Consider the following 21,408-nt stretch of genomic DNA (forward strand, 5'->3'; position numbering starts at 1 on the left):
CCTTCTCAGCCGTTTTATTTTTTTACCAATTTTCCTGCGCAATCAATGCCAGACAGGAGAACTTTTTCATATCTATTTGGGCACGTGGCGGTCACTTTAAAACCTGGAGCCGCCTTCTTCAAATGCTTGCTCAAGTGGACCCAATGAGTTCCTCGAATATAGACGCAGGGGTAACTCGCGATAATCTTAGCCGCATCCCGCGACCCCTTCCAGTCCCTGAAATCCATGGTGTTTTGTTCAAACCAAAAATCATTAGCAGGCTTGGTTTGAGCTAGCTTTTCTCCAAATCGGCTACCAGTCCACCAATCACCAAGTGCCAGGGCAAAGGACTGTGTGCTCGCGGGAAAGACATAGAGTCTTGCACATTGCGAAAAGCGGTTATCGTCAATACGAAGTGCTTCCGCATGTTTAAACTGCTGTTCTTTATCTAAGCGTTTAACGCTAAAGGGTTGCGCTAAAATCAAGATACAAAGAAGCCCCCGAATAACCAGCCCCGCGCGGGCGCGAAAGACATCACCACCAAATTTAAAGCCTGCTACCAAACGCACCAACATGACAATGGTGAGAGCGTTCATCATATACGCTGGAATCATGAAGTTGGCGGTCGGTTGCTTTGCAACCAAAAGGACTTGTGCCAATACTGCCAGACAAAGCCCCGCAACGGCCTTCGCATCATTATTCCAGTGCCGTTTCCAAGCTGCCACGGCCAACGCGGTCAGTCCCAAAACGAAGGGGGCATGCAGGAGCGGCCGACCAAATATTTCGCGGACCGCCTTGGTGTATGCGTCAGGGTCTACAAACCCCACGGCACCACTACCGTAGGCCCCCGTGCCCGTCGAAATCTTCAGCATCCAATTAAAAAATATGTCCCAGGACCCAAATGCCGGTAACGTGAAAACAACCAGCGCCAGGAACGAGATTCCTGCGTAAACCGTGAGTGCCCTAAACGACCCCAACAAAAAGAGTGGTAATAGATAAATTGGCGCGGAGATAACCTTCACCGCGACACCGAACCCGGCGACGATCCCAAATGCCACCGCATAACGCAGGCGCATCGATTGCAGGGCACCGGAGCGTTGCGCCGACACCATTACCATCATCAGCATCAGCATCGTGATAATCACGAACGATTCAGGCCGAACCTGATAGGAATTTTTCAACGTGACCATGGATAGGAATGGCGCCGCCTGAAGGACGAGCGCGAAGACCTTACTCTCAAACACCCGATAGGCAACGGCACCTACCAGGACCAAACCAATCGCCGTCACGCAAACCGTCGCCGTGCTGATCAACCGCAAATGTCCTTCTGGATCGGCGAGCACGATATCTGCAATCGCCTCGCCCCCAGTTAACGGATAGACCGCCTTGAGGACCAAGGCGCCGAAGACCTGGACCGGCGTGCCTGGGTGATACGGGTGCCCGGGCCAATTCAGATTTACGAGATTCACCGCGTCGTAAAGATAAAAATAAGACGGGTCTAGCAAATACCAAAGCCAGAACGGCCCACCGCCGTGCCGCAACCAAAAGACGGACACCAAGAAACAAAGTGGCAGAACCAGCAACATCCCCCACAAGGGGAGGTATTGGCGCTCCAGTGGCGGCAGGTGATTTCTCATCACCCCATCCGCTCTTGGCATTGCGCCAAGATCCGCGTGACCTCAACACCCTGATCAAGGCTTGCCGTTGAGGTATCACCATTTGAGATGGCGTTGGCAAATTCCCGAACTGCAACGGTGACCGGCATTTCATTACTAATAGGGATCGCGCGACCTTCACCCTTGGGTTCAGCTACATCAAGTTGGGCGGGGTATTCCATCAGTTGCCCCGGAACCGCATCATCGTAAGCCAATACTGTATCGTCAAAGAAGACGGCAAAGCGGCGGTGGCGGTCGGTTAAGTTTCCGAAAGTGATATCGGCGACAGCGCTTTCTGAGAAAGTCAGGCGGAGATGATGGTTTTCGCCGATGCCGCCCTCTACTTCGCGGCGTTCCAGAACACGTGCCGCGACCGATACCGGCGTTCTCTCCAGCACCCCCAAGGCAAGCGCCACTTCGTGCGAGCCCCAATCCCACAGCACGGGAGTATGTCTCCGGTATGGCCCATGGTCGCCGACACTTGACCACACACCACGCGCCGGTCCCGAGGTTGCAATTCGGTCCTTAATTTCTCGGTACGCAGGCCGGAAAAGATGAGTATGTTCGACAAGCACCAAACCATTGTTGGCAATGGCGCATTCGCGAATTTCGTCTGCCTCATTAACATCGAGCGTCATCGGCTTTTCAACCAGAACAGCCTTGCCCGCATCAAGTGCCGCACAGGCTATCTCAGCATGGTGTTGAGGAGGCGTTGCGATGATAACGCCAGAAATTATTTTATCGGCGATCAATTCGCGCCAATCTGTTGAGATTTTACAGTCGGAATCAACCAGCGACTTACTGTCTGAATTTCCACTGGCCAAATGAGCCAGTTGCACGCCCTCTAAACCGGCAATTGTTTTGATATAAATCTTGCCCCACGGCCCCGCACCAATCAGACCTAAGTTGATGGGGCTGCCAGCCACGGTTATTGCTCGCCGATATAGATTCCATCCGCCCACGTCAGGAATCGTTTTAGGCCGTCTTCAATCCCCACACTCGGTTCAAATTCGATTTGAACATTGGCTTTGCGGATATCCGGGCAACGTCGGTTGGGCTCGTCAGCGGGATAGCTATCAGGGTATTCAATAATGTCGTAATCGACTTTTTGATCGAGAGCATTTTCGATGTGCTTCACAAGATCGACCATCGAAATTTCTGGCTTGGGGTTGCCAATATTATAGGTCTCACCCGGCACACCCTTGAGAACCGTCAGCATAAAACCCGTCATGGCATCGGAGATATAGCAGAACGTCCGAGTTTGATTTCCAGAACCATAGACGTGCAACGGTTTGCCGCCCTTAATCCGGCTCGCGAAGTTCGGTAGTACCCGATAGTCCGCTTCCATCATACCAGGGCCATAGACATTAAAAGGTCTAATAACATTTGCCGACGTGCCGAACTTGTCATGGTAGATGTGGCAGAGCGTTTCACCGACCCGCTTTGACTCGTCATAGCATGCGCGCGGCCCTTGGCTCGCAACATTGCCGCGATAGCTTTCGGGTGTGGGGACGTGCTTGGGGTCTGGATCGCCATAAATTTCTGAGGAACTGAAGAACACAAATCTGGCCTGATGCTTATTCGCCAGTTCCAACATGTTGCGGGTACCGTTAACCGATACCATCAAAGTCTCAATCGGATAGGCACGGTAATAATATGGGCTGGCGATACCTGCGGCATGAATGACGTAATCAAGTGGCCGGTCCCATTCAAACGGCTGGATCACGTCGTGCTCAATAAACTCAACGTTTGGCAGGTCGGGAATTACATTCCCCGCCTTGCCCGCCGTAATCAGGTTGTCCATAGACACAAGCTTGCAAGGTTCCTTGAGGACATGTTCGTTCAGATAGGCGAACACCTCCGTAAAGTAGCGACCAAGGAAGCCACGACCCCCGGTTAGCAAGATCGTTTTGCCGCTAAAATCTTGCGCGGCTTCCCCTAAATTAAGGGCGATTTCAGCGACGTCGGAGGGTAACGAAAACTCGGTCATGAACTAAAATATCTCCACTTTCGGTAAGGGAACTATAAATTGCCCCCCTGACCGACGAAAGGCCTCATGTTTTTCCATAATTGGTTTGGCGAAATTCCACGCGAGGATCACCAGCACGTCGGGCTTTTTATCGGCGATTGCCTCGCTTCCTACAACAGGAATGTGCATCCCTGGGGTAAAGAGCCCCTGCTTTAATGGACTATCATCAACAATAAAATCAATGAGGTCCGGGCCAATGTCGAAATGATACATCAGTGTCGTCGCTTTGGCCGGTGCGCCGAAGCCCGCGATAGACTTCCCTTCCTCCTTCAAGCGCCGCAAAATGTCGCCTAATTCGCTCTTTATGCCATCAATTTTCCGGGCCAGTCCTCGCAAGGTCTCAGCTTTGTCCAAACCAAGTTCTTCTTCCTGAGCAACCGCCGTTCCAACAGACGCGCCCACAGGGTGCGCACCACCCTTCAACTGCGCAACGCCGCGAAGTGATCCACCGTGGCTGCTGACCCGAAGGGCTTCGATCAGTTCCATTCCGTTGGCTTCAAAAAACCGGGTTAATGGTTTGACCGAATGATAGGCCAGATGCTCGTGGTACATCATATCGAATAGGGTGTCTTCGTAGACATCGACCAAGTATGAAACCTCAAAAACGAACACTCCTTCTGGGCTCAATAAATCCCGCACACCTTCGGTTACGCCTGTCAGATCATCAATATGAGCGAAGACATTGTTGGCGGTGATGACAGCAGCAGCCCCCCGGTCAGATCGAATGGTGTGGGCCAAGTCCCGCGTAAAGAACCCGGTGAGCGTCTCAATTCCAGCGTCGGTCGCGCGCTTTGCAATATCTTTTGCTGGATCAATTCCTAATACCGGGTGGCCGGCCTTCTTAAAGAAACTAAGCAGGGTCCCGTCATTCGACCCAATATCGACCACAAGGCCTTCCTTGGAGGGGCTAAAGCGCGCCATAACATCATCTGCATAATTTTCGAAATGCTTTACAAAAACAGGCGATGTGCCAGAAACATAGACATAGTTTTCAAACAAGACCCGAGGGTCGACAACGTCTAAAAGCTGAACGTGGGCGCAGTCTTCACAAAAGAAAACATCAAGTGGAAAGCGCTCCTGCTCGGCCCCTTTTTGATCCGCTGGGATAAAGGCATTGGCAGGTGGCGTCGGTTCCAGAGCGAAAACCATCGAAAGGTCCTCTCCTCCGCAGAGACGACACGTTGTTCGCCGGACGCAGGACACCGTCATCAGATTTATACTTTAACCATTTCGATCCGTTCGACGTCGGCCTCATAGACCTCCTGCTCCCGGGAATTTCGCCCCAGGGTGACAAACGTCGAATCTTGAGTAAAGACCATGGCGTGGTCAACCATCGGCGGCGTGAAGAACAACTGACCTTTTTTGACCGTCACTTTTTCCGGTATTGCATCGCTGCCATGGGGGCGGTGGAAATAGTCGATTTCACCTTCCGTCACATAACAGTAATGCCAATCTGTTTTATGATAGTGGTTGGCGCGGACCGTCCCTTTCTTCGATGTAATAAATACGCAGCTTTCCATCGTGGTGTCGACCAACGGTTGGATTTCTCCGCGCTCGTCAGCAAAAGTATCCTTCAACGGCACGATGACTTCTTTCGGCCAACTTTGCTTTTCTTCCTCGGTAACAGGTTTGATTTTCATGATGTCTTTCTTTCGTAAGAATTGGCTCTCGTAAGAATTGGCTCTCGTAAAAATTGGACTTAACGGATGATACGCTTCAGAAAAATCATCCAAATAACGGCCACGGTGTGGTGCGCTCGAATTTTCTTTCCTTCCTCATAGCTACGGCCAAAGTAGCTGATTGGAACCTCGTAAAGCTGCTTTCCACGTGCCACGGCGAGCGACAAAATTTCCGCTTGCTGCGCCCATCCGTTTGATCCCAATTCCTTCGGGTCCACCAGCGAGCGCCGGAACAACAGATAGCAACTGTAAATGTCAGTAAACGTCGTGTTGTTCAACAAATTAAACATAAAGGAAATGACGTTGTTGCCGATTTTATGCCAGAAATTAAAGACCCGCGTAAATTCCGGTGCAACGAACCTGCTTCCGAGAACGACGTCCGCCTCAAATCGTAGGACAGGGCCGAGCAACTTTTTGTAATCAGCGGGGTCGTATTCTAAATCCGCGTCCTGAAATAAGACGTATTCCCCGCTTGCTTCTGCCAAGCCAGCCTTTACAGCAGCCCCCTTCCCTTGATTGGCGGGACGCTTGATCAAGCGGTCAAATAATTCAGGGCGGGCCTCTAAAAGCTCAACTGTCCCGTCCTTGGAGCCATCGTCGATTACGATTCGCTCAAACTCGACACCATCAATAGATTGCTCTGCCACGCGCTCCAGGATTTGGATAACGGTACGCTCTTCGTTAAAGACGGGAATAATAACGCTGACGCGAACCATGAAGCACCCTATTTTAAGCCGCGTTCCTTCTATCGCTGACAGTGTCAGATTGCAAGGAAATTGGCCGTTTAGAGAGGTAGGACGTTCACGCCCAAAACAGTGTTATGACCATATAGAAGCCCGATATACAGCAAGACTGTCAGTAATGTTTGCCAAAGGGGAATCTCTCGGTTCTCGATACGCGTCCTCCCCTTAAGGATTGCACCTAAGGGAAAAAATGAGGTCTCGGCTTCATAGGCCCGCCAAGCATCGCCTAAGTTTTGCCTTCGGCGAAGGTCAATGTGATACGCACCAGCAAGGGCCAAGACCGTCATCGTCCCAAACAAAATAAGCTTAGCAACTTCTCCATGCGCCAGAAGATGAGCGATTCCCCAAAACGCGATGCCCCACATCACCGGATGGCGGGTGATTTTCAGGACCCCTTTTGGCGAAGGTACGACCGCCTTATCCTCCGTATTAATCGCACCTGGATTTTGTGTGGTGTAGCCGCCGACAATAAAAAAACATGCGAATAACATCAATGTCAGCGAGGCATGCTTAAATCCGGTCATTGGAATCCAAAGCACAACATCTGGCGCATCCTGATAGGCCCACAACATCCATGCAAAAGACATCAGTGAGAAAATAGAATAGCCAATCATGAATGGTGCACGCCCCATTGCCGAAACGAGTCGGGGTCTGATAGAGCCCGACGACATCACGAAGTGACTGCCAACAAAGAGTATGCTCGCGAGAGCAAGGTGCCAAAGTGATCCGGTCATTGGGTTACACTAACCGTTATGCGGTCTCTTGCTCAACCGCCTTCACGCGGCCTTCTCGAACAGCGATGTAAATTCCACTGCTGCAAATGACCGCAATTCCAATCCAAGTCCAAGCATCCGGCATTTCACCGAATACAAAATATCCAAACGCCGTTGCCGACACGATCCCGAAGTACTGAAATGGTGCTATCGTTGATGCAGGTGCATAGACAAAGGACGCCATCAGCAACCCCTGGCCCAAGATTGCAAAAAATACAAAGTAAAGAATGTTCATGATATCCGGTGCCCTTGGGTCAACCCAGACGACAGGCACAGCGAACGACAGTAAAACTGCGCCAATCACGACCGAATGGGCAAGCGCAACAACCGGCGGCGAGTCGCCAGCAAGTTTTCGGTTCAAAAGATAAAAAATACCAATACTGAACCCTCCAACCAGTGCGATTCCATACCCAGCGTTAAACCCATCGATATCGGGCCGCAGAATAATAGATACGCCAAGGAAGCCGACGATCACTGCCGTCCAGCGCCGAAATCCCACTTTTTCCTGAAGCACGGCCGGCGATAATGCGGTCACAACAAACGGAGCCAAAAAGTAAACAGCGGTTGTATTCGCCAAGGGTATATATAGCACTGCCCAATAAAAAAGCCCAATTCCAACAACCGCGGAAACGCCCCTAAGAACCTGAATTCCGAACGGCCTCGGCCACAACATGGCGAACCCGTAGCGCCAAACGATAAACGGCACCAACACCAGATACATTAGGAAAAATTGGGCCCAGATGATTTCCAGTGGCGAATAATAGGCCCCAAGAATTTTTGCGAATCCGTCCTTGGTGGGCAAAAACACCATAGACAAGATCATCAACAAAACACCCTGAAAGGGGCGCGAGGAGTTCATCTCAGCAATATCCTAATAGAGAAGCGTGATCACTCCTCAAATGAAAGCCATCATAAATTTGAATTTAATTGGGCGATTGGTATAGGGGGAAAGGACGGCGATGTCTATGAGAGTTCTAGAAGCGGGAAGACCCAACAGGGCAGGGCGGGAAGCGCGTTCCCGCCTAAGCACCTGCCTTTTTCTTCTTCTTTTTGGTCTCGACAACTGGCTCTTTCTCAGAAATGGAGCGTACTTCTGTGCGTAACTCCGTCGTCGATTTGCTCAGGTAATCGACTTCGCCATCAAGGGTATCGAGTTTACGAGTTTGCGAAGACTGGATGACCTTTGAACTTTTGGCTGAATTTGCCAGACGATCCTTCAGAGTTTGAATTTCTGAATCTTGGTTCGCCAAGGCCGTCGCGAGTTCAAGCTGTAAGCTCTCCACCGTTTCTGTCATCGTCCGCCGGACCTTTTTTACAGATTCGGACGCTGTGATCATCACGAAGATAGAAACCCCTAATGCCAGCAATGCAATCAAACTTGATAATCCGCTATCCATAATTCCCTCCTCTTCATTTCGCTATCGTATCGAATATACAGTCTAAAATACATTTTTTTTCAATTCCCACAGTGACGCAGATCACAAGAGGATTTTAATATTAACCATACAGGTGAAAAATGAAAGTTTGTCTGCGTCGTCTCCTTCTCCTATCCCGTCAGGTAATTAGAATGGGCTCACAAAGATCGCGCGCTCATCACGCGAATTTGAAGCTAGATGATTAGCAGTAAAACAAATTCTCCTCCATCATTTCCAACATGCATTTGGGGTCACTAGCGAATCTTTTAGGTGTCACGCATACGGAGCAGCCCCAAGATTTTGCAATCGTTTTTAAACCAGACAACGTCGGGAGGCGAACTCGTGAAGTCATTCAAACTAAATCTCATGTCAACAACGCTTGTGCCAGCCATAGTCGGAGCGGGCCTGGCAGTTGGTGGAAGCATGGCCCTTTCCGGCGCCAGCCAAGCCGCTGGCAATGGTGAACTGCTGCCGGTGGCGAAAGCCCGGACGGGTGCTGTGCAACTTGCTGCTTGTGGCCCGTGTGGCGGAAAGCGGCGTGGCTGTGGCGGATGCAATCCTTGCGGCGCAAAAAAGCGCGGTTGCGGTGCGTGTAACCCGTGTAGAGCCAAAAAACGAGGATGTGGTGCCTGCAATCCATGCGGTGCTAAGGCTCGGTGCGGTGGATGCAACCCGTGCGCGGCGAAAAAGCGTGCCTGCAACCCTTGCAACCCCTGTGCGGCAAAAAACCCCTGCGGTGGCTGCAATCCGTGTAACCCCTGTGCAGGTGGTGGCGGTGGATCCGTCTCGACTAAATGTTTCATTCCACGTTTGGTGAAAGCGGCTGCGTGTAATCCGTACGCGGCTAAAAAGCGTGGCTGTGGCGCGTGCAACCCGTGCGGCGCAAAAAAGCGCGGCTGTAATCCGTGCAATCCCTGTGCAGCCACGAAAAAAGGCTGCGGCGCATGTAACCCTTGCGCGGCGAAAAAGCGTGGCTGCGGTGCGTGCAATCCATGTGCGGCCAAGAAGCGCGCTTGCAATCCTTGCAACCCGTGCGCAGCGAAGAACCCGTGTGCGGCGAAAAACCCGTGTGCGGCGAAAAATCCGTGTGGCGGAGCCAACCCTTGTAATCCCTGTGGTGGCAACCCCTGTGGCGGCAATACCCCGTTTGTTGAAATTAAGGACAGCGAAGCTACGGCAGCCTACAACTGTCTGAAAGGTGAGATGGCCGCCGTCTATGCCAAGGCCGGCGTAAAAACCGTAAAAGGCTATCAAAATTGGCCCCTGTTCAATAAGGCGCCTTATATTGCTGATACCCATGGCGGGCGTTTGGTCAATAACTACTCCAATAAAGTCGGCGCGAAAGCGTATGGCCGATACGAGAAAATTGGCAAAGCACCTGTCGGGACGGTTTTGATGAAAGACAGCTTCGTGGCCAAGCCAGACGGAAAACTGGCGATTGGTCCCGGCTTCATCATGGAGAAGATGAAGGCGAGCTTCAGCAAGGCCACAATGAACTGGAAGTATTCCATGATCATGCCGAACGGGAGCGTCTTTGGTGTTACCGGCGGCAAGAACTCTAAAGGCATGACGTTCTGTCACGAATGTCATGGTGCCGCAGAAGACGAAGACGCTCTTCGGTTCTTACCAGAGGAGTATAGAAAGTAAACTTGCACTTTTCGTAGGTGACCCGGGGAAGGGAAATAATAGCTCCCCCTGCTATTAGGCCTATTAGGCAAAATGCTCTTCCCCGGTCACAAACGTGAAATCCACGCTGATAGGAAAAAGGATTACTAAACATGAAAAATTTTGGAGCGAGTTTCGTCATACTTGGGGCGGCACTCGTCCTCAGTTCAGGTGCCATGGCCAAAGAAATCACCATTTCTCAAAAGGGTAAAAAATTTTCCCAACGAAATATTACCATCAGTAGCGGCGACGTTCTTGATCTCGGAAACGACGACCGAGTCTCCCACAATGTTCTCATTCGAGGCCCGGGCACACGTCTTAATAGCGGCATTCAAAAACCCGGCAAGCCATACAAATATACCTTCGACAAAAACGGTCTTTTCAAGGTTCGCTGCGGCATTCATCCAAAAATGAAATTAGATGTCACCGTAAAATAGCGTGTCTTATTGCGTTAACCCTTCGATGAGGGCCCCACATGTCAATTAGAATAAAATTATTGATCGGATTCTTGCTCTGCACCGCTGTGACGGCTGCTCTTGGCGGGTACGCTGTCGTGACAATTTCGTCCCTCGGCAATCTAACGATGGAAGTCTATGACAAGCCGCTTATGGCAATAAATTATGCCCGGGCTGCTGAGACTAATTTTGCATCCTTAGATAGCCTGCTCATTCGCTTCTCCTCGGGTGATCAGGGTGAGAAGCTTACGGACGGCATTAAAGAGCAAACAGAAAATTTATCCGAGAATTTAGAAGTTGCTTCTGAGCGGGCGATGAATGAAGAAAGCGAAATCCTCATCAATGATATTCAAAACCTCGTCACCCAATGGCAAGCATCCGTAGGGGACATTATGGCGGGCAAGAAACCTTCAGCCTCCATAGATCTTTCTAAGGTTTCATCTACAATTTTAGGGAAGCTGGGGGAACTTGTTGAGATCACCGCGGCTGCAGGATTTGAATTCCGCTTAAAGGCTGAAGAAGAAGTTGCCAAACGGGGAAGGATCACACTAATCGTTGTCGCTGCGGGTATTGCATTGGGTATCTTGATCGCCCTTTATTTAGCCTTCGTTATCACAGGCCCCTTAAAACGTGCTGTAAAAACAGCCGAAGCGATCGCCGATGGAAAGCTCGATAATGAGTTCTTGAAAGTCGGCAGGGACGAGACAGGGAAATTACTACGTTCCCTCGACTCCATGCAGCAGGCTATCTCTATCCGAATTGAAAAGGAAAATGAATTACAAGAACGCGACCGACGCCGCCAAGAGGAACAACAAGAAGTTCTGCAAAAACAGATTGGCACGCTAGAACAAAAACTTGAAACCGTCATCGAAGGGTCGGTCTCATCCGTTGTCGATAACTCGACCACTTTAAAGGAATTATCAGATCAAATGTTGAATGCGGCATCCAGATTGCAGGAACGCGCCGGCATGGCGACCCAAGCGTCTGAAGATACGTCTTCAAACGTCGCCATGGTTACTAACGGAACTGAACGGTTAAACGTTTCGTTTGTCGATGTTTCATCGAAGGTTAGAACCTCTACCGAGATTGCCGAGAGCGCGGCCCAGCAATCGAGCGATGCGAATAAAACAATGGACCGACTCGCTGAGACTGCTGACCAAATCGGTAGCGTCGCACAGTTGATCAAAGGGATCGCCGAACAAACCAACTTGCTGGCCCTGAACGCAACGATTGAGGCAGCCCGCGCCGGGGATGCCGGAAAAGGATTTGCCGTCGTTGCGACGGAAGTTAAGAACTTGGCGATTGAAACGGCCAAGGCCACAGAAGAAATAGAAACCCAGGTTCAGGCCATGCAGTCGGTGACCGCCTCTGCCGTCACCGAGATGCAAAATGTCACAAATACAATTAAACAAATTCGTGATATTGCCAGTGGTGTTGCGGATTCAGTTGCCGAGCAAACAGCAGAAACAGAACTGATGGTGGAGAATGCAAACAAAGCGGAAGAAGCGAGTAACAAGCTGTCATTATCGGTTTCGGATGTTACCACCGATGTGTCCTCTTCAGAAGGAATGGCGACCCGAGTAAATCAAGTTTCTCACTCTGTACTTGAAGAAATATCATCCCTGCAGCATCGCCTTTCAGAAACTCTGAATGAGGCAAAATCGCAGGTCAACTAAGACTTACACGTGTAAGGGCTCTGGGCCACCATCACCTAAGAGCTTTCGCGTCAGATCCATGCTGAAAATATGTTTCATCGCAATATCCATGGTCGGGTTGCGCTTTAAAAGGCTGCGGAGTTCTTCCTTTGGCCAAACAACACACCGGCACGGTTGGGCTGCCTGAACTGTTGCGGTCGCGTTACCACCTTGCAGAAATGATATTTCGCCGATCATTGCGCCGTCCCGGGCACGCGCGACTTCCTTGCCATCAATTACAATTTTTACTTCGCCGTTATAAAGCAATTTCAAAGATTCAAATTCCTCCCCTTCTTTCGCGATGAAGTTATCTTCGGGGATTTCCTTCCAACTGGCGAGCCGCATGAGTTTCATGAATTCAACAGGGGAAAATTCTTGGAAGGTGGTTTCGTAAAGTTCCTTTTCGTCTTCGTTGAAAGAAACACCGCGTTGTTCCGAATAAAGCTGAACAATCCGTCCGCCATTAATAAACATGAACAACGACACCCAGACAATCGCCAGCCAGAGAGGCCCACCGGGTAAATAATAATTGTAAAATAATCCTATAAACCCTGAGGCAACCGAAATCGCCCGAAGCATGATCATATCCTTTACGGCATAGGAAACTGCGATCAGGGCAAACGACAGATGACCGAAGACATCAACAAGTGTAAAAGTTAGCATTGCGGACATTCTCCAGGTGTTAAATTATAGTCACCTAAGTTATGGTGATCCTTGGTATTATCTGGCTTCTAAACATACACGTAAATCATTGTAACTGTAACGGCAATTGGGATGCCTGTTGGCATTTAGAGGGACAAATGGACGTCACACGAAAAGAATTTCTCGGATTAACCGCAGCCTCTGGGGCCGCACTGATATTGGGCGCTCAGGTAATGGCAGCACCCGCCCCAGTCGCGCAGCGCAAAATTCCTAAAAGCGGTGAAATGCTTCCCGTAATCGGACTTGGAACAGCTCGAACCTTCGACGTCGAGGGAACGCCCGAAGAACTCGCCCCCCGTAAGGAAGTTTTACGCCGACTTTTTGAGGGAGGCGGCAGCGTCGTCGATTCGGCCCCCTCTTATGGCGAAGCAGAAAGGATCGTCGGCGAACTTCTGTCTTCGTTAGGCGCGCGGGACAAAGCCTTCATTGCCACCAAGATCACCACCCGTGGTGACCGTGATGAAGGTATTCAGTCGATGAAGGATTCAGCCACACGGCTAAAAACCGATCACTTCGAACTCATGCAGGTTCACAACCTTAAAAATTTAAAGACCCATCTGAAGTCGATTCGTGAATTACGAGATTCTGAAAAGACCAAATACGTCGGCGTGACACATTTCAGACCTGGTGCCTATGACCGCCTGGAAAAGGTTCTAAAATCTGAACCTCTTGATTTCGTTCAGTTGAAATATTCCTTGAGCACCCGTGAGGCGGAGGACCGCCTGCTGCCGTTGGCCCGGGACAAGGGCCTGGCTGTTTTAATAAACCGGCCCTATGACCTCGGTCGGCTATTTCGAGCCGTTAAAGGAAAATCGCTCCCGCCTTGGGCCGCTGAATTTGGTGCAGAAAGCTGGGGGCAGTTCTTTCTAAAGTTTATCCTCGGACATGATGCTGTAACCTGCGTTATCCCGGGCACCCGCAAGCCAAAGCACATGACTGATAATCTAGGTGCCGGACGTGGTCCATTGCCAAATTCAAAGCAACGCCAACAAATGATTCGTTTTTTAGAAGGGTTGTAAAAAATAATTCCAATATTTCTGCCATAGGCGGTCGAACCCGTTCCTCAAAAAATGCTAGTGTCATAAACATTAAAGGAGGCGACCATGTTTGAGTCTGGCATTTTTCATTGGATCAACATCATTGGATACATCGCGGGGGTGGTCAGTATCTGGGCCATGTACCGCAAGACTATGATCCCCCTCCGGCTAGGGGCTATTTGCAGTAATATTGGACTGCTCATTTTTGGGCTGTTATCGGAAAGCTACCCAACGGTATTTCTACACGCCATCTTGCTACCGTTGAATACAGTACGTTTGTTTCAGATGATCCAACTGATCGACGACATGAAAAAAGCGTCCGGCACGACCCGAAATGCCATGGCGCCGTTACTTCCCTTTATGACCCTTGAAAAAATGAAAGCGGGCACCGTCTTATTTGCGAAAGGCGACATTTCAGACAAAATGTATTTTATTCATTCGGGCACCGTCAGCCTGGAAGAATTCGAAGTGGAACAAAGCACGGGCGCAGTCTTTGGTGAAATTGCCGTTTTCACATCTGATAACAGCCGCACCTGCACCGCCATCTGCATGAACGACTGTGAATTCTACACGTTGGATACCGACACCATGCTGCAGCTCTATTACCAGAATCCAGACTTCGGTATGTATCTGGTCCGCCTGATGGTTGATCGCCTGATGCAAAATTGGAAAGAAGCGGATAGCCGCGCCAATGCGCTAACTTAATCGCCTCTTTATGTCCCGCATATCCCCTTAACCTTGGCCCATTCAGCCCGCGTGAGAATTTTTGTAATATGCCTGCCCGGCGGACGTTGGCGCGCTTTCTCTTGTGCCGTAGCTACGCGTTCCTTCAAGGGTGGATGACTAGAAAGAAACGACATAATCCCGTCTTGATCACCTGCCTTTTCTTGAAGTCGTTTAAAAAAGCGCGCGGAATCTTCTATATCTAAACCGCTCCGCCGCATAAGCTCTAATTCAACCGCGTCCGCTTCTCGCTCTGCATCCCGACTGTAGGCCGATTGCAATGTCGCCGTGCTCAGTCCGGTAAGTGCCAACCCGCCTGCGACATCCCCAATCAGCAGGGTCATCAGCACCCCAAGGGTCGCGCCTTGAACAACATTTTTTGTCGGGTGACGCAATTGGACGTGGCCAAACTCATGAGCCAGAACGCTTGCCAATTCGCCCTCATTCTTAACGAATTCAAGCATGCCTCTGAACAGAATAATTCGACCACCGGGCAAGGCCGCTGCATTTATAATCTTGCTGTTGATAACTGAGATTTTCACGGCTGCTTTGTCTTCAGCTCCCGCCACTAGCTTGCCGATCAGGCGATTTATCAGCGCGAGCCCTGCTTTATCGTTGCACAGCATCTCTTGCGCCGGGCGCTTTTCCATATAGGCGAGCCCCTTAATGATTTCGTCGTGAACGCGATCCCCGACCCGGGCGACCGTGCTTACCGGAAGGGCGCGAGCGACTTGTTCGGCAAATAGGGGAATGCCTACTTTGACGATCACCGTCACAGAAATGATTGCCGCAAGACCAACAACTAAAATCGTCCGCCAGCGACTCCTAAACTCTTGTGGGCCTTGATAAAGGCGAGAACAAACGGCCTCGATCTTCGTCAGATCATCGCGCCGGGATAGCACCAACCGCTCCTGGCCCGCATCACCAAATTTCAACCTGACGGCTTGGCGCGCACCACCCTTGTCAACGACACGAACATCTTCCGCCGGACAGTCGGCAATTTGGTTCCCGTCCGTATCTAAAACGACAACGCCACCCTCCCCAAAGACAACCTTAACAACATGGGTTTTCGCGGTTTTCCCGTCATTAAATTTGGCGTGCACTTCCATCGCTTAGATGGCTCCCACATCAAATGCATCCGCCATGCCTTCGCCGTACGATGGGTCTTTCTGGGTCGATTGAATTATCTGCTCGAAGATGCCCTGATCAGGAACTTTCAAGGTTTCACAAACATGGCGAACCGCGTGAAAGCGAAACATCAAATGGACCAGAATCGGAAATACGAAAAGAAAGAGTAGCCCAATAACAATGACGAATAGAATCCACAACGGCAATATGACTTGAGCCATCGTCTCCGGTGTCAAATCAGCTAAAGTTCCAATTTCAAACCACACACTTGTAATCGCAAAAAGTACTACAGGGCTTCCCGCAAATACAATTGCGCAAACAACGAGCGTCAGAAATATCCGCCAAAGGACAAATGACGGGCGCAATTGGCTGTGAAAATCAAAATTCTTGAGTTTAATACCATTGATCGTGAACTGAAGTTCACGGGTCCGGTACCATACCAAAAAAATTGGGAACGACAAAAACAGAATAAAGAAACTTAGATAGCCTAAATAACCTCCCGGCTTTAAATCAACTTTCGTAGCCGTGCCCATTGCCACGTTCCAAATAGATTCGAGGTCGCTCCAATAGAAAAAAGCGAGTGAGAATACCGCCCCAGAAAATACCAGATAAGTCCCCAACCACGGAATAAACAAACCCCACAAATCCTGCATCGGCATGTGAAAAGTCAGGGTCGTATTGCCGAACCGAGAATGATTCATACGGTATTCGATCAGCTTCGCCCGCATCCAGGGAAAGGCGAGGCCTAAACTCAGCACCGTCACAACGCCCCATACAATCGCCATTCCCAGATACGCCCAAGCAGAACCATCCAAACCGAATCGTACTCCCCGCCACGTCGTTCGGCTCAGCCTGAACCGCCACAAGCGATAGAATGCGACCTGGATCAACATATAGAGCGCGAAGTAATAGGCGACGTTTAGGGCTCGCTGAAAGATCGGCGCAGCCCCTTCCGCCATAAACTCAAGGCTGCTGAATATCCCACCCATCGGCAGCAATATGGCCAAGATGATCAAGAACCCAACCAACAACTCGATAGGACGGCCGGTGTATTCCAGCGGATCACCAAAAACCCGGACGTTGCTCCAATAATACTGCCGCACCCAGGTCTTCGCCCAGAACCGATAAATCCCCAAGGTCATGATCGTGAACAGGGCGTTCTTTAAAAGCAGCCAGAATAACGGCTTTCGCGTTCCCGTGAATTCGGCATCAGGGAATTGGTCTTCTGATTCCAGAAGGTCTTCAGACGTCATTCCCTGATTGGTCATTGAGACTTTTTCATAGTTAACATCGGAGGTCCTAACTCTCTAATGATGTGCCGCTGAGCACCCTTCGAGACGGCTTCTCCAAAGCCTCCTCAGGATGAGGATGTTAGTGGAGAGATTTAAATTAACAACAATATAATAACAACCTCATCCTGAGGAGCGCGAGCATCGCGCGTCTCGAAGGGTGCTAAGCGGCACAGACTAATCCCGATATCGAGCTTAGTCCTCCAGCGCTAGTATTTCCGCCACATCTACTTCGCGGCGTTCTTTTACCGACGTGATGCCGGCCTTGATCACGGCCAAGCTTTCGGTGGCACCCTCGCCGCCGACCTCTGGTGTGCCGTTGCCGCGAATGGCTTCGGCCCATTCAATGAGTTCACCGACCAAATCATCAACTCTATCGACCTCAACCTTAAACTGTTTGTCTTCGCCTTGCTTTACCGCGCGCAGACCGTCGTGCAGATTAAAATAGGCATTCATCTTTTTGCCGTAGATGTTCATCACATAATTTTCAGTCGCCGATGCGTAGCACGTGTTCAGGGTCGAAATTGCCCCATTCTCATGCTTCATCATCAACGTACCAACATCTGGATTGTCGCCTGGCAAGACAAGCTGCGACGCCATGCCGGAGACTGATTTTACCGGCCCCATGAGCATCATCAAAACATCCACGTAGTGGAGGCCAATTTGCAGCATCACGCCGCCCGGCATGCCTTCTGCTGTGTAACGCCAGTGACCCGGCTCAAACTGCCCCAAGCGGTCCCGACTGATGTTGGCTTCCGCATTGACCAATTTGCCAAAGTTTCCCGCTGCGATTTGTTCTTGAATCCAACGGAAGTGACCCTGGCGGCGGCGCTGATAGCCGACACCTAAGACGACATTATTATCCTTACAGACCTGCGTGATCGCCTTGGCATCGGCAATCGTGTTTGCGATTGGCTTATCCAAGAACACATGCTTGCCCGCCTTGGCCGCCTCGGCTGTAGTTTCCAGATGGACGTGGTTCGGTGTCGTGTTAATGACGCCATCAATACTGTCGTCACCCAGAACTTCTTCAATACTGCTGGCCGCAGCACAGCTGTATTTTTCCGCGAAAATTTTTCGCTTTTCTTCAGACCGCGTAAAGCATGTCGCGATCTGAACCTGTCCATCGGTTCGGAGCGCGGCATCCGCCAAAACATCCGACCACCACCCTAGCCCAACTGACGCAATGCGAATTGGTTCTGAACTCATACTTAGAATCTCCTATTTAAGTTAACTGGGAGCAGGCTGTTTGTTCCGCTCCGAATAAAATGACCACGCCACTGATGCTACCGACAAACATAAAAATGATAGGCTGATGGGTGAAGTGAAGAATATTGTGATGTCTCCCTTAGACGATGTCAGCCCGACCCGTAGATATTCTTCCAACTGGCGTCCCAGCACTAAGGCCAAAAGCAAAGGCACCACGGGCACATCCAGCCACTTCATGGCGAGGCCCAAAAATCCAAAAGCCAACATCACGTAAACATCGAAGAAACTGTTGCGAAGGGCGTAACTGCCGACCACACACAAGATCGCGATGGTGGGCATGAGCAATGCCTTGGGCGTTGCCAGCACCTTGACTAAAATCCGCAACCCCAAAAGAGCAATGATGAAATTAAATATGTTAGCCCAGAAAAACGAAAAAATAATTCCATAGGCAAAGTCGGCCCGTTCCATGAACAGCAACGGGCCTGGGGCCAGACCATGGATCATCAACGCACCGATCAAGATCGCGGTTACGGGGTCGCCCGGAATGCCCAATGTCATCATCGGAATTAGTGCACCGCCTGTTACCGCATTGTTGGCAGACTCCGGTGCCGCGACGCCTTCGACGGAGCCGTTGCCGAACACCTCCGGTTCCTTGCTGGCTTTTTTACTATAGTCGTAGCTGATGAAGGCGGCGATGGGCCCTCCTGCGCCCGGCAAAATTCCTAAAAATGCACCCGTTAGAGAGCCGATGGCGACAGGAACCCGCATCTTTTTCAAGTCCGCCGCCTTGGGCAGGATTGACCCGAGCTTGGCCTGGGTTCGCTCCGCCTTCTTGGCGTCCTTCATCTCGATCAGGTTTTCCACCAACTGAGGTATGGCAAACAAACCAATCATGGCCGTTAGAAAATGAATGCCTGCCATCATATTGACGTCGCCGAATGTGAACCGTGCCGTCCCCATCACCGGGTCTTGGCCAATGGTCACGATCAACAATCCGATGGCGCCGGACAACAAACCTTTAACCAATGATTTAGCAGCGAAACTACAAATGATGGTCATGCCGAAAAACAACAGGCTGAACATATCTTGCGTGCGGAATTCCAGCGCGACCTCCGCCAGCAAGGGTGCAATTAGATACAGGCAAAAGAAACTAAACAGACCGCCGATAAAACTTGCGGTAATGGCGATGCCCAAGGCCCTGCCCGCTTCGCCTCTGGATGCCATGGGAAATCCGTCCATGGCCGTGGCTGAAGCAGATGGCGTGCCGGGTATATTCAATAGAACAGCGGAAAAACTTCCCCCTGTCATGCCGCCAACGTAAAGTCCCAATAACAATGCAATTGAAATATCGGCAGGAAGCACGAATGTCAGAGGGAGCAGAACAATAATACCCGTGCTGATCGTCATGCCGGGGATCATGCCAACAACGAGCCCGAACAAGACGCCAATCGATGTCGCAACAAGGCTGGTCGGCAAACTAGCCTGAGTCATACCTGCAAGAATATCGGGGCTCATGGCACCAACCCGTCCATCACTCCGAGTGGCAATAACACCCCAAAGCCATAACGGAAAACCGAGAACAGTACGACTGTTACGGCAATAGACGACGATGCCACCCAAATCGGGCGGCGTTCTTCAAATAGCACCATCATCGCGGCGAAGAAGGGAATGCTGGCAACGACGAAACCTAAGGGTGGTAGAATCAATAAATAACCAAAAAACAGCGCCAGCGAAGTGATAACCAACCGTCGGGCGACAGGGTCAATTTTGCTTTCGCCTTCCTCAGTAAAAAACAATCCCTGAACCAACAGAGACACGCTTAATAGCAGTAAAATAATCGTATTGATCCATGGGAAAAAAGACGGGTCCGGGGTATTCGGCAAGGTCCGTACAGGCAATTCAGAAGTGAGGTAGCCGTACCAAAGGCTGATAAAAATCAACACCACTCCGGCAATGATATTTTTCCGTCTCATGTAACGGGTCGGCTTCCTACTTGGTCTAAAAATCGAAGGCGGCCCACCCCATTTTCGGGCGGGCCGCCAGTTTGGATTGCGAAGTTAACTTATTTCTTAGGCTTCTTCGACTTGTACAGCCCGGCTGTCCTCAAGATCAATTTGACCTTTTTGTCTTCGGACGCGAGGTACTTGGCGAATTCCTCATGACCCATCGGGGAAACGGTGAACCCCTTCTTCTTGGCAAGGCCCATGAAGGCTTTGGACTTCGCCCCCTTCATCATGGCATCAGCCAGCTTTGCCTTAATCGCATTCGGCGTTCCAGGTGCTACCGAAAGACCACGGAAGAAATCAATTTCAGCGTTATACCCGAGTTCCTTGGCCGTCGGCACGTTGGGGAATAGTGAATTCCGTTTTGCCGATGGGAATGCCAGAATTCTCATTTTACCGGCTTTGGTTAAACGCTGCGCACCGGTCAGAGGCGCGATCATCGCGTCTGCCTCGCCGTTCAGAACCGACTTGTTCCGACCCTTGATGCCCTTTGGCAGGTGAATGGCCTTACAATCGATGGCATCCATCAAGGCCAGTGCGCCAAGATGGGTCGCACTGCCAATGCTGGCAATCGCAACCTTCAAGGTATTTGGCTTGGCCTTACAGGCTTTAATAAAATCGCCGAGTGTCTTCCATGGCTTGGTCGCCTTGATCGCGAAGGGCAGAGGCTGCACTTCAACCCGACCGACATGATCAAGCGCATTATAATCAAAGCTTGTGTTGCCCAAGTTGGTCGTGGTCAGCACGGAGGTGGAATTCCACGCGATCGTCTGTCCATTCGGCTTTGAATTTTTGACATAGGTGTAGGTGATTGCGCCACCAGCACCCGGCTTATTAACCGGCGTCACCGGCACACCCAGGACCTTGCTCATTTCCTTGGCCAGCAGACGTCCTTCGATGTCAGCACCACCGCCCGCGCCAAACGGAATTACGAATTCGATTGGGCCTTTTGGAAAATCAGCCGCATAGGCTGAACCGGCAAATGCTACTGCTGCAACTGCCGCGATAAAGCCGGTCGTCATTTTACGTGAAATCATTTTTTGGTTCTCCCTGTTTGAGTGTCTTAAAATTTACCCGTAAGGCCCCTGTTGCCTCATAAGTGCTCACGGTTTAGTTACCCTGAACCTACCCGAGAATGTGCCCCTTCCGCAAGGCCTGTGAAATATCAGAAAACACATTTATTTTGTGGCAAACCAGTGGAAATTCTCTAACATGTGACATCGTTTATAA

21 protein-coding genes are annotated in these 21,408 nt (G+C 50.6%); 5 read left to right on the plus strand and 16 right to left on the minus strand.

The features are described 5' to 3' along the window. Window positions 1-14: 14 nt before the first annotated feature. The 9 genes from HOM51_01175 to HOM51_01215 form a co-directional block, all read right to left on the minus strand. Window positions 15-1,616, minus strand: a complete 1,602-nt coding sequence (locus tag HOM51_01175) for a hypothetical protein (GenBank protein MBT5033105.1) — start codon at window positions 1,614-1,616, stop codon at window positions 15-17. Continuing rightward, window positions 1,616-2,560 (minus strand): Gfo/Idh/MocA family oxidoreductase, encoded by a 945-nt coding sequence (locus HOM51_01180; GenBank protein MBT5033106.1) that lies wholly within the window; start codon window positions 2,558-2,560, stop codon window positions 1,616-1,618. The genes HOM51_01175 and HOM51_01180 overlap by 1 nt, the downstream gene beginning before the upstream one ends. A gap of 2 nt (window positions 2,561-2,562) precedes the next feature. Further along, window positions 2,563-3,624: an NAD-dependent epimerase/dehydratase family protein gene (locus HOM51_01185; protein ID MBT5033107.1), complete on the minus strand. Its 1,062-nt coding sequence runs from the start codon at window positions 3,622-3,624 to the stop codon at window positions 2,563-2,565. Between the two features lie 3 nt (window positions 3,625-3,627). Further along, window positions 3,628-4,872 carry a class I SAM-dependent methyltransferase gene (locus HOM51_01190; protein ID MBT5033108.1) on the minus strand — a complete coding sequence of 415 codons (1,245 nt, stop codon included), beginning with the start codon at window positions 4,870-4,872 and terminating at the stop codon, window positions 3,628-3,630. 5 nt (window positions 4,873-4,877) lie between these two features. Continuing rightward, window positions 4,878-5,303 carry a cupin domain-containing protein gene (locus HOM51_01195; protein ID MBT5033109.1) on the minus strand — a complete coding sequence of 142 codons (426 nt, stop codon included), beginning with the start codon at window positions 5,301-5,303 and terminating at the stop codon, window positions 4,878-4,880. A 59-nt stretch (window positions 5,304-5,362) separates the two neighbouring features. Beyond that, on the minus strand, window positions 5,363-6,058 hold the full coding sequence (locus tag HOM51_01200) for a glycosyltransferase family 2 protein (protein ID MBT5033110.1): 696 nt from the start codon (window positions 6,056-6,058) through the stop codon (window positions 5,363-5,365). Between the two features lie 68 nt (window positions 6,059-6,126). After that, window positions 6,127-6,819: an NnrU family protein gene (locus tag HOM51_01205; protein ID MBT5033111.1), complete on the minus strand. Its 693-nt coding sequence runs from the start codon at window positions 6,817-6,819 to the stop codon at window positions 6,127-6,129. A 16-nt stretch (window positions 6,820-6,835) separates the two neighbouring features. Then, window positions 6,836-7,717 (minus strand): DMT family transporter, encoded by an 882-nt coding sequence (locus HOM51_01210; protein MBT5033112.1) that lies wholly within the window; start codon window positions 7,715-7,717, stop codon window positions 6,836-6,838. 163 nt (window positions 7,718-7,880) lie between these two features. Further along, on the minus strand, window positions 7,881-8,255 hold the full coding sequence (locus tag HOM51_01215; protein MBT5033113.1) for a hypothetical protein: 375 nt from the start codon (window positions 8,253-8,255) through the stop codon (window positions 7,881-7,883). A 360-nt stretch (window positions 8,256-8,615) separates the two neighbouring features. Between HOM51_01215 and HOM51_01220 the strand changes: the two genes are divergently transcribed. From HOM51_01220 to HOM51_01230, 3 genes are all read left to right on the plus strand, one after another. Beyond that, window positions 8,616-9,920: a hypothetical protein gene (locus HOM51_01220; protein MBT5033114.1), complete on the plus strand. Its 1,305-nt coding sequence runs from the start codon at window positions 8,616-8,618 to the stop codon at window positions 9,918-9,920. 131 nt (window positions 9,921-10,051) lie between these two features. Beyond that, the gene (locus HOM51_01225) at window positions 10,052-10,375 is read left to right on the plus strand and encodes a hypothetical protein (protein ID MBT5033115.1); all 324 of its coding nucleotides are present in this window, start codon (window positions 10,052-10,054) and stop codon (window positions 10,373-10,375) included. Between the two features lie 38 nt (window positions 10,376-10,413). Beyond that, window positions 10,414-12,069 carry a methyl-accepting chemotaxis protein gene (locus HOM51_01230; protein ID MBT5033116.1) on the plus strand — a complete coding sequence of 552 codons (1,656 nt, stop codon included), beginning with the start codon at window positions 10,414-10,416 and terminating at the stop codon, window positions 12,067-12,069. Between the two features lie 3 nt (window positions 12,070-12,072). Here HOM51_01230 and HOM51_01235 read toward each other — a convergent pair whose 3' ends face one another. Beyond that, window positions 12,073-12,750, minus strand: a complete 678-nt coding sequence (locus HOM51_01235; protein ID MBT5033117.1) for a cyclic nucleotide-binding domain-containing protein — start codon at window positions 12,748-12,750, stop codon at window positions 12,073-12,075. A gap of 137 nt (window positions 12,751-12,887) precedes the next feature. On the opposite strand from HOM51_01235, the gene HOM51_01240 reads away from it, so the two are divergent. Both HOM51_01240 and HOM51_01245 read left to right on the plus strand, forming a co-directional pair. Beyond that, window positions 12,888-13,808 carry an aldo/keto reductase gene (locus tag HOM51_01240; GenBank protein ID MBT5033118.1) on the plus strand — a complete coding sequence of 307 codons (921 nt, stop codon included), beginning with the start codon at window positions 12,888-12,890 and terminating at the stop codon, window positions 13,806-13,808. Window positions 13,809-13,892: 84 nt separating this feature from the next. Further along, on the plus strand, window positions 13,893-14,531 hold the full coding sequence (locus tag HOM51_01245) for a cyclic nucleotide-binding domain-containing protein (protein ID MBT5033119.1): 639 nt from the start codon (window positions 13,893-13,895) through the stop codon (window positions 14,529-14,531). An 8-nt stretch (window positions 14,532-14,539) separates the two neighbouring features. Here the strand turns inward: HOM51_01245 and HOM51_01250 are convergent, their stop codons facing one another. The 6 genes from HOM51_01250 to HOM51_01275 form a co-directional block, all read right to left on the minus strand. Continuing rightward, window positions 14,540-15,658: a M48 family metallopeptidase gene (locus tag HOM51_01250; GenBank protein ID MBT5033120.1), complete on the minus strand. Its 1,119-nt coding sequence runs from the start codon at window positions 15,656-15,658 to the stop codon at window positions 14,540-14,542. Window positions 15,659-15,661: 3 nt separating this feature from the next. After that, window positions 15,662-16,945, minus strand: coding sequence for a DUF898 family protein (locus tag HOM51_01255; protein ID MBT5033121.1), 1,284 nt, complete (start codon window positions 16,943-16,945; stop codon window positions 15,662-15,664). Between the two features lie 216 nt (window positions 16,946-17,161). Then, window positions 17,162-18,175 (minus strand): Gfo/Idh/MocA family oxidoreductase, encoded by a 1,014-nt coding sequence (locus HOM51_01260; protein ID MBT5033122.1) that lies wholly within the window; start codon window positions 18,173-18,175, stop codon window positions 17,162-17,164. 21 nt (window positions 18,176-18,196) lie between these two features. After that, window positions 18,197-19,690 (minus strand): C4-dicarboxylate ABC transporter permease, encoded by a 1,494-nt coding sequence (locus tag HOM51_01265; protein ID MBT5033123.1) that lies wholly within the window; start codon window positions 19,688-19,690, stop codon window positions 18,197-18,199. Beyond that, complete coding sequence (locus HOM51_01270) at window positions 19,687-20,148, minus strand: tripartite tricarboxylate transporter TctB family protein (GenBank protein ID MBT5033124.1); 462 nt, start codon at window positions 20,146-20,148, stop codon at window positions 19,687-19,689. The genes HOM51_01265 and HOM51_01270 overlap by 4 nt, the downstream gene beginning before the upstream one ends. Window positions 20,149-20,237: 89 nt before the next feature. Continuing rightward, on the minus strand, window positions 20,238-21,215 hold the full coding sequence (locus HOM51_01275) for a tripartite tricarboxylate transporter substrate binding protein (protein MBT5033125.1): 978 nt from the start codon (window positions 21,213-21,215) through the stop codon (window positions 20,238-20,240). Window positions 21,216-21,408: the final 193 nt, after the last annotated feature.

The organism is Rhodospirillaceae bacterium (genome assembly GCA_018660465.1).
GTDB lineage: Bacteria > Pseudomonadota > Alphaproteobacteria > Rhodospirillales > JABJKH01 > JABJKH01.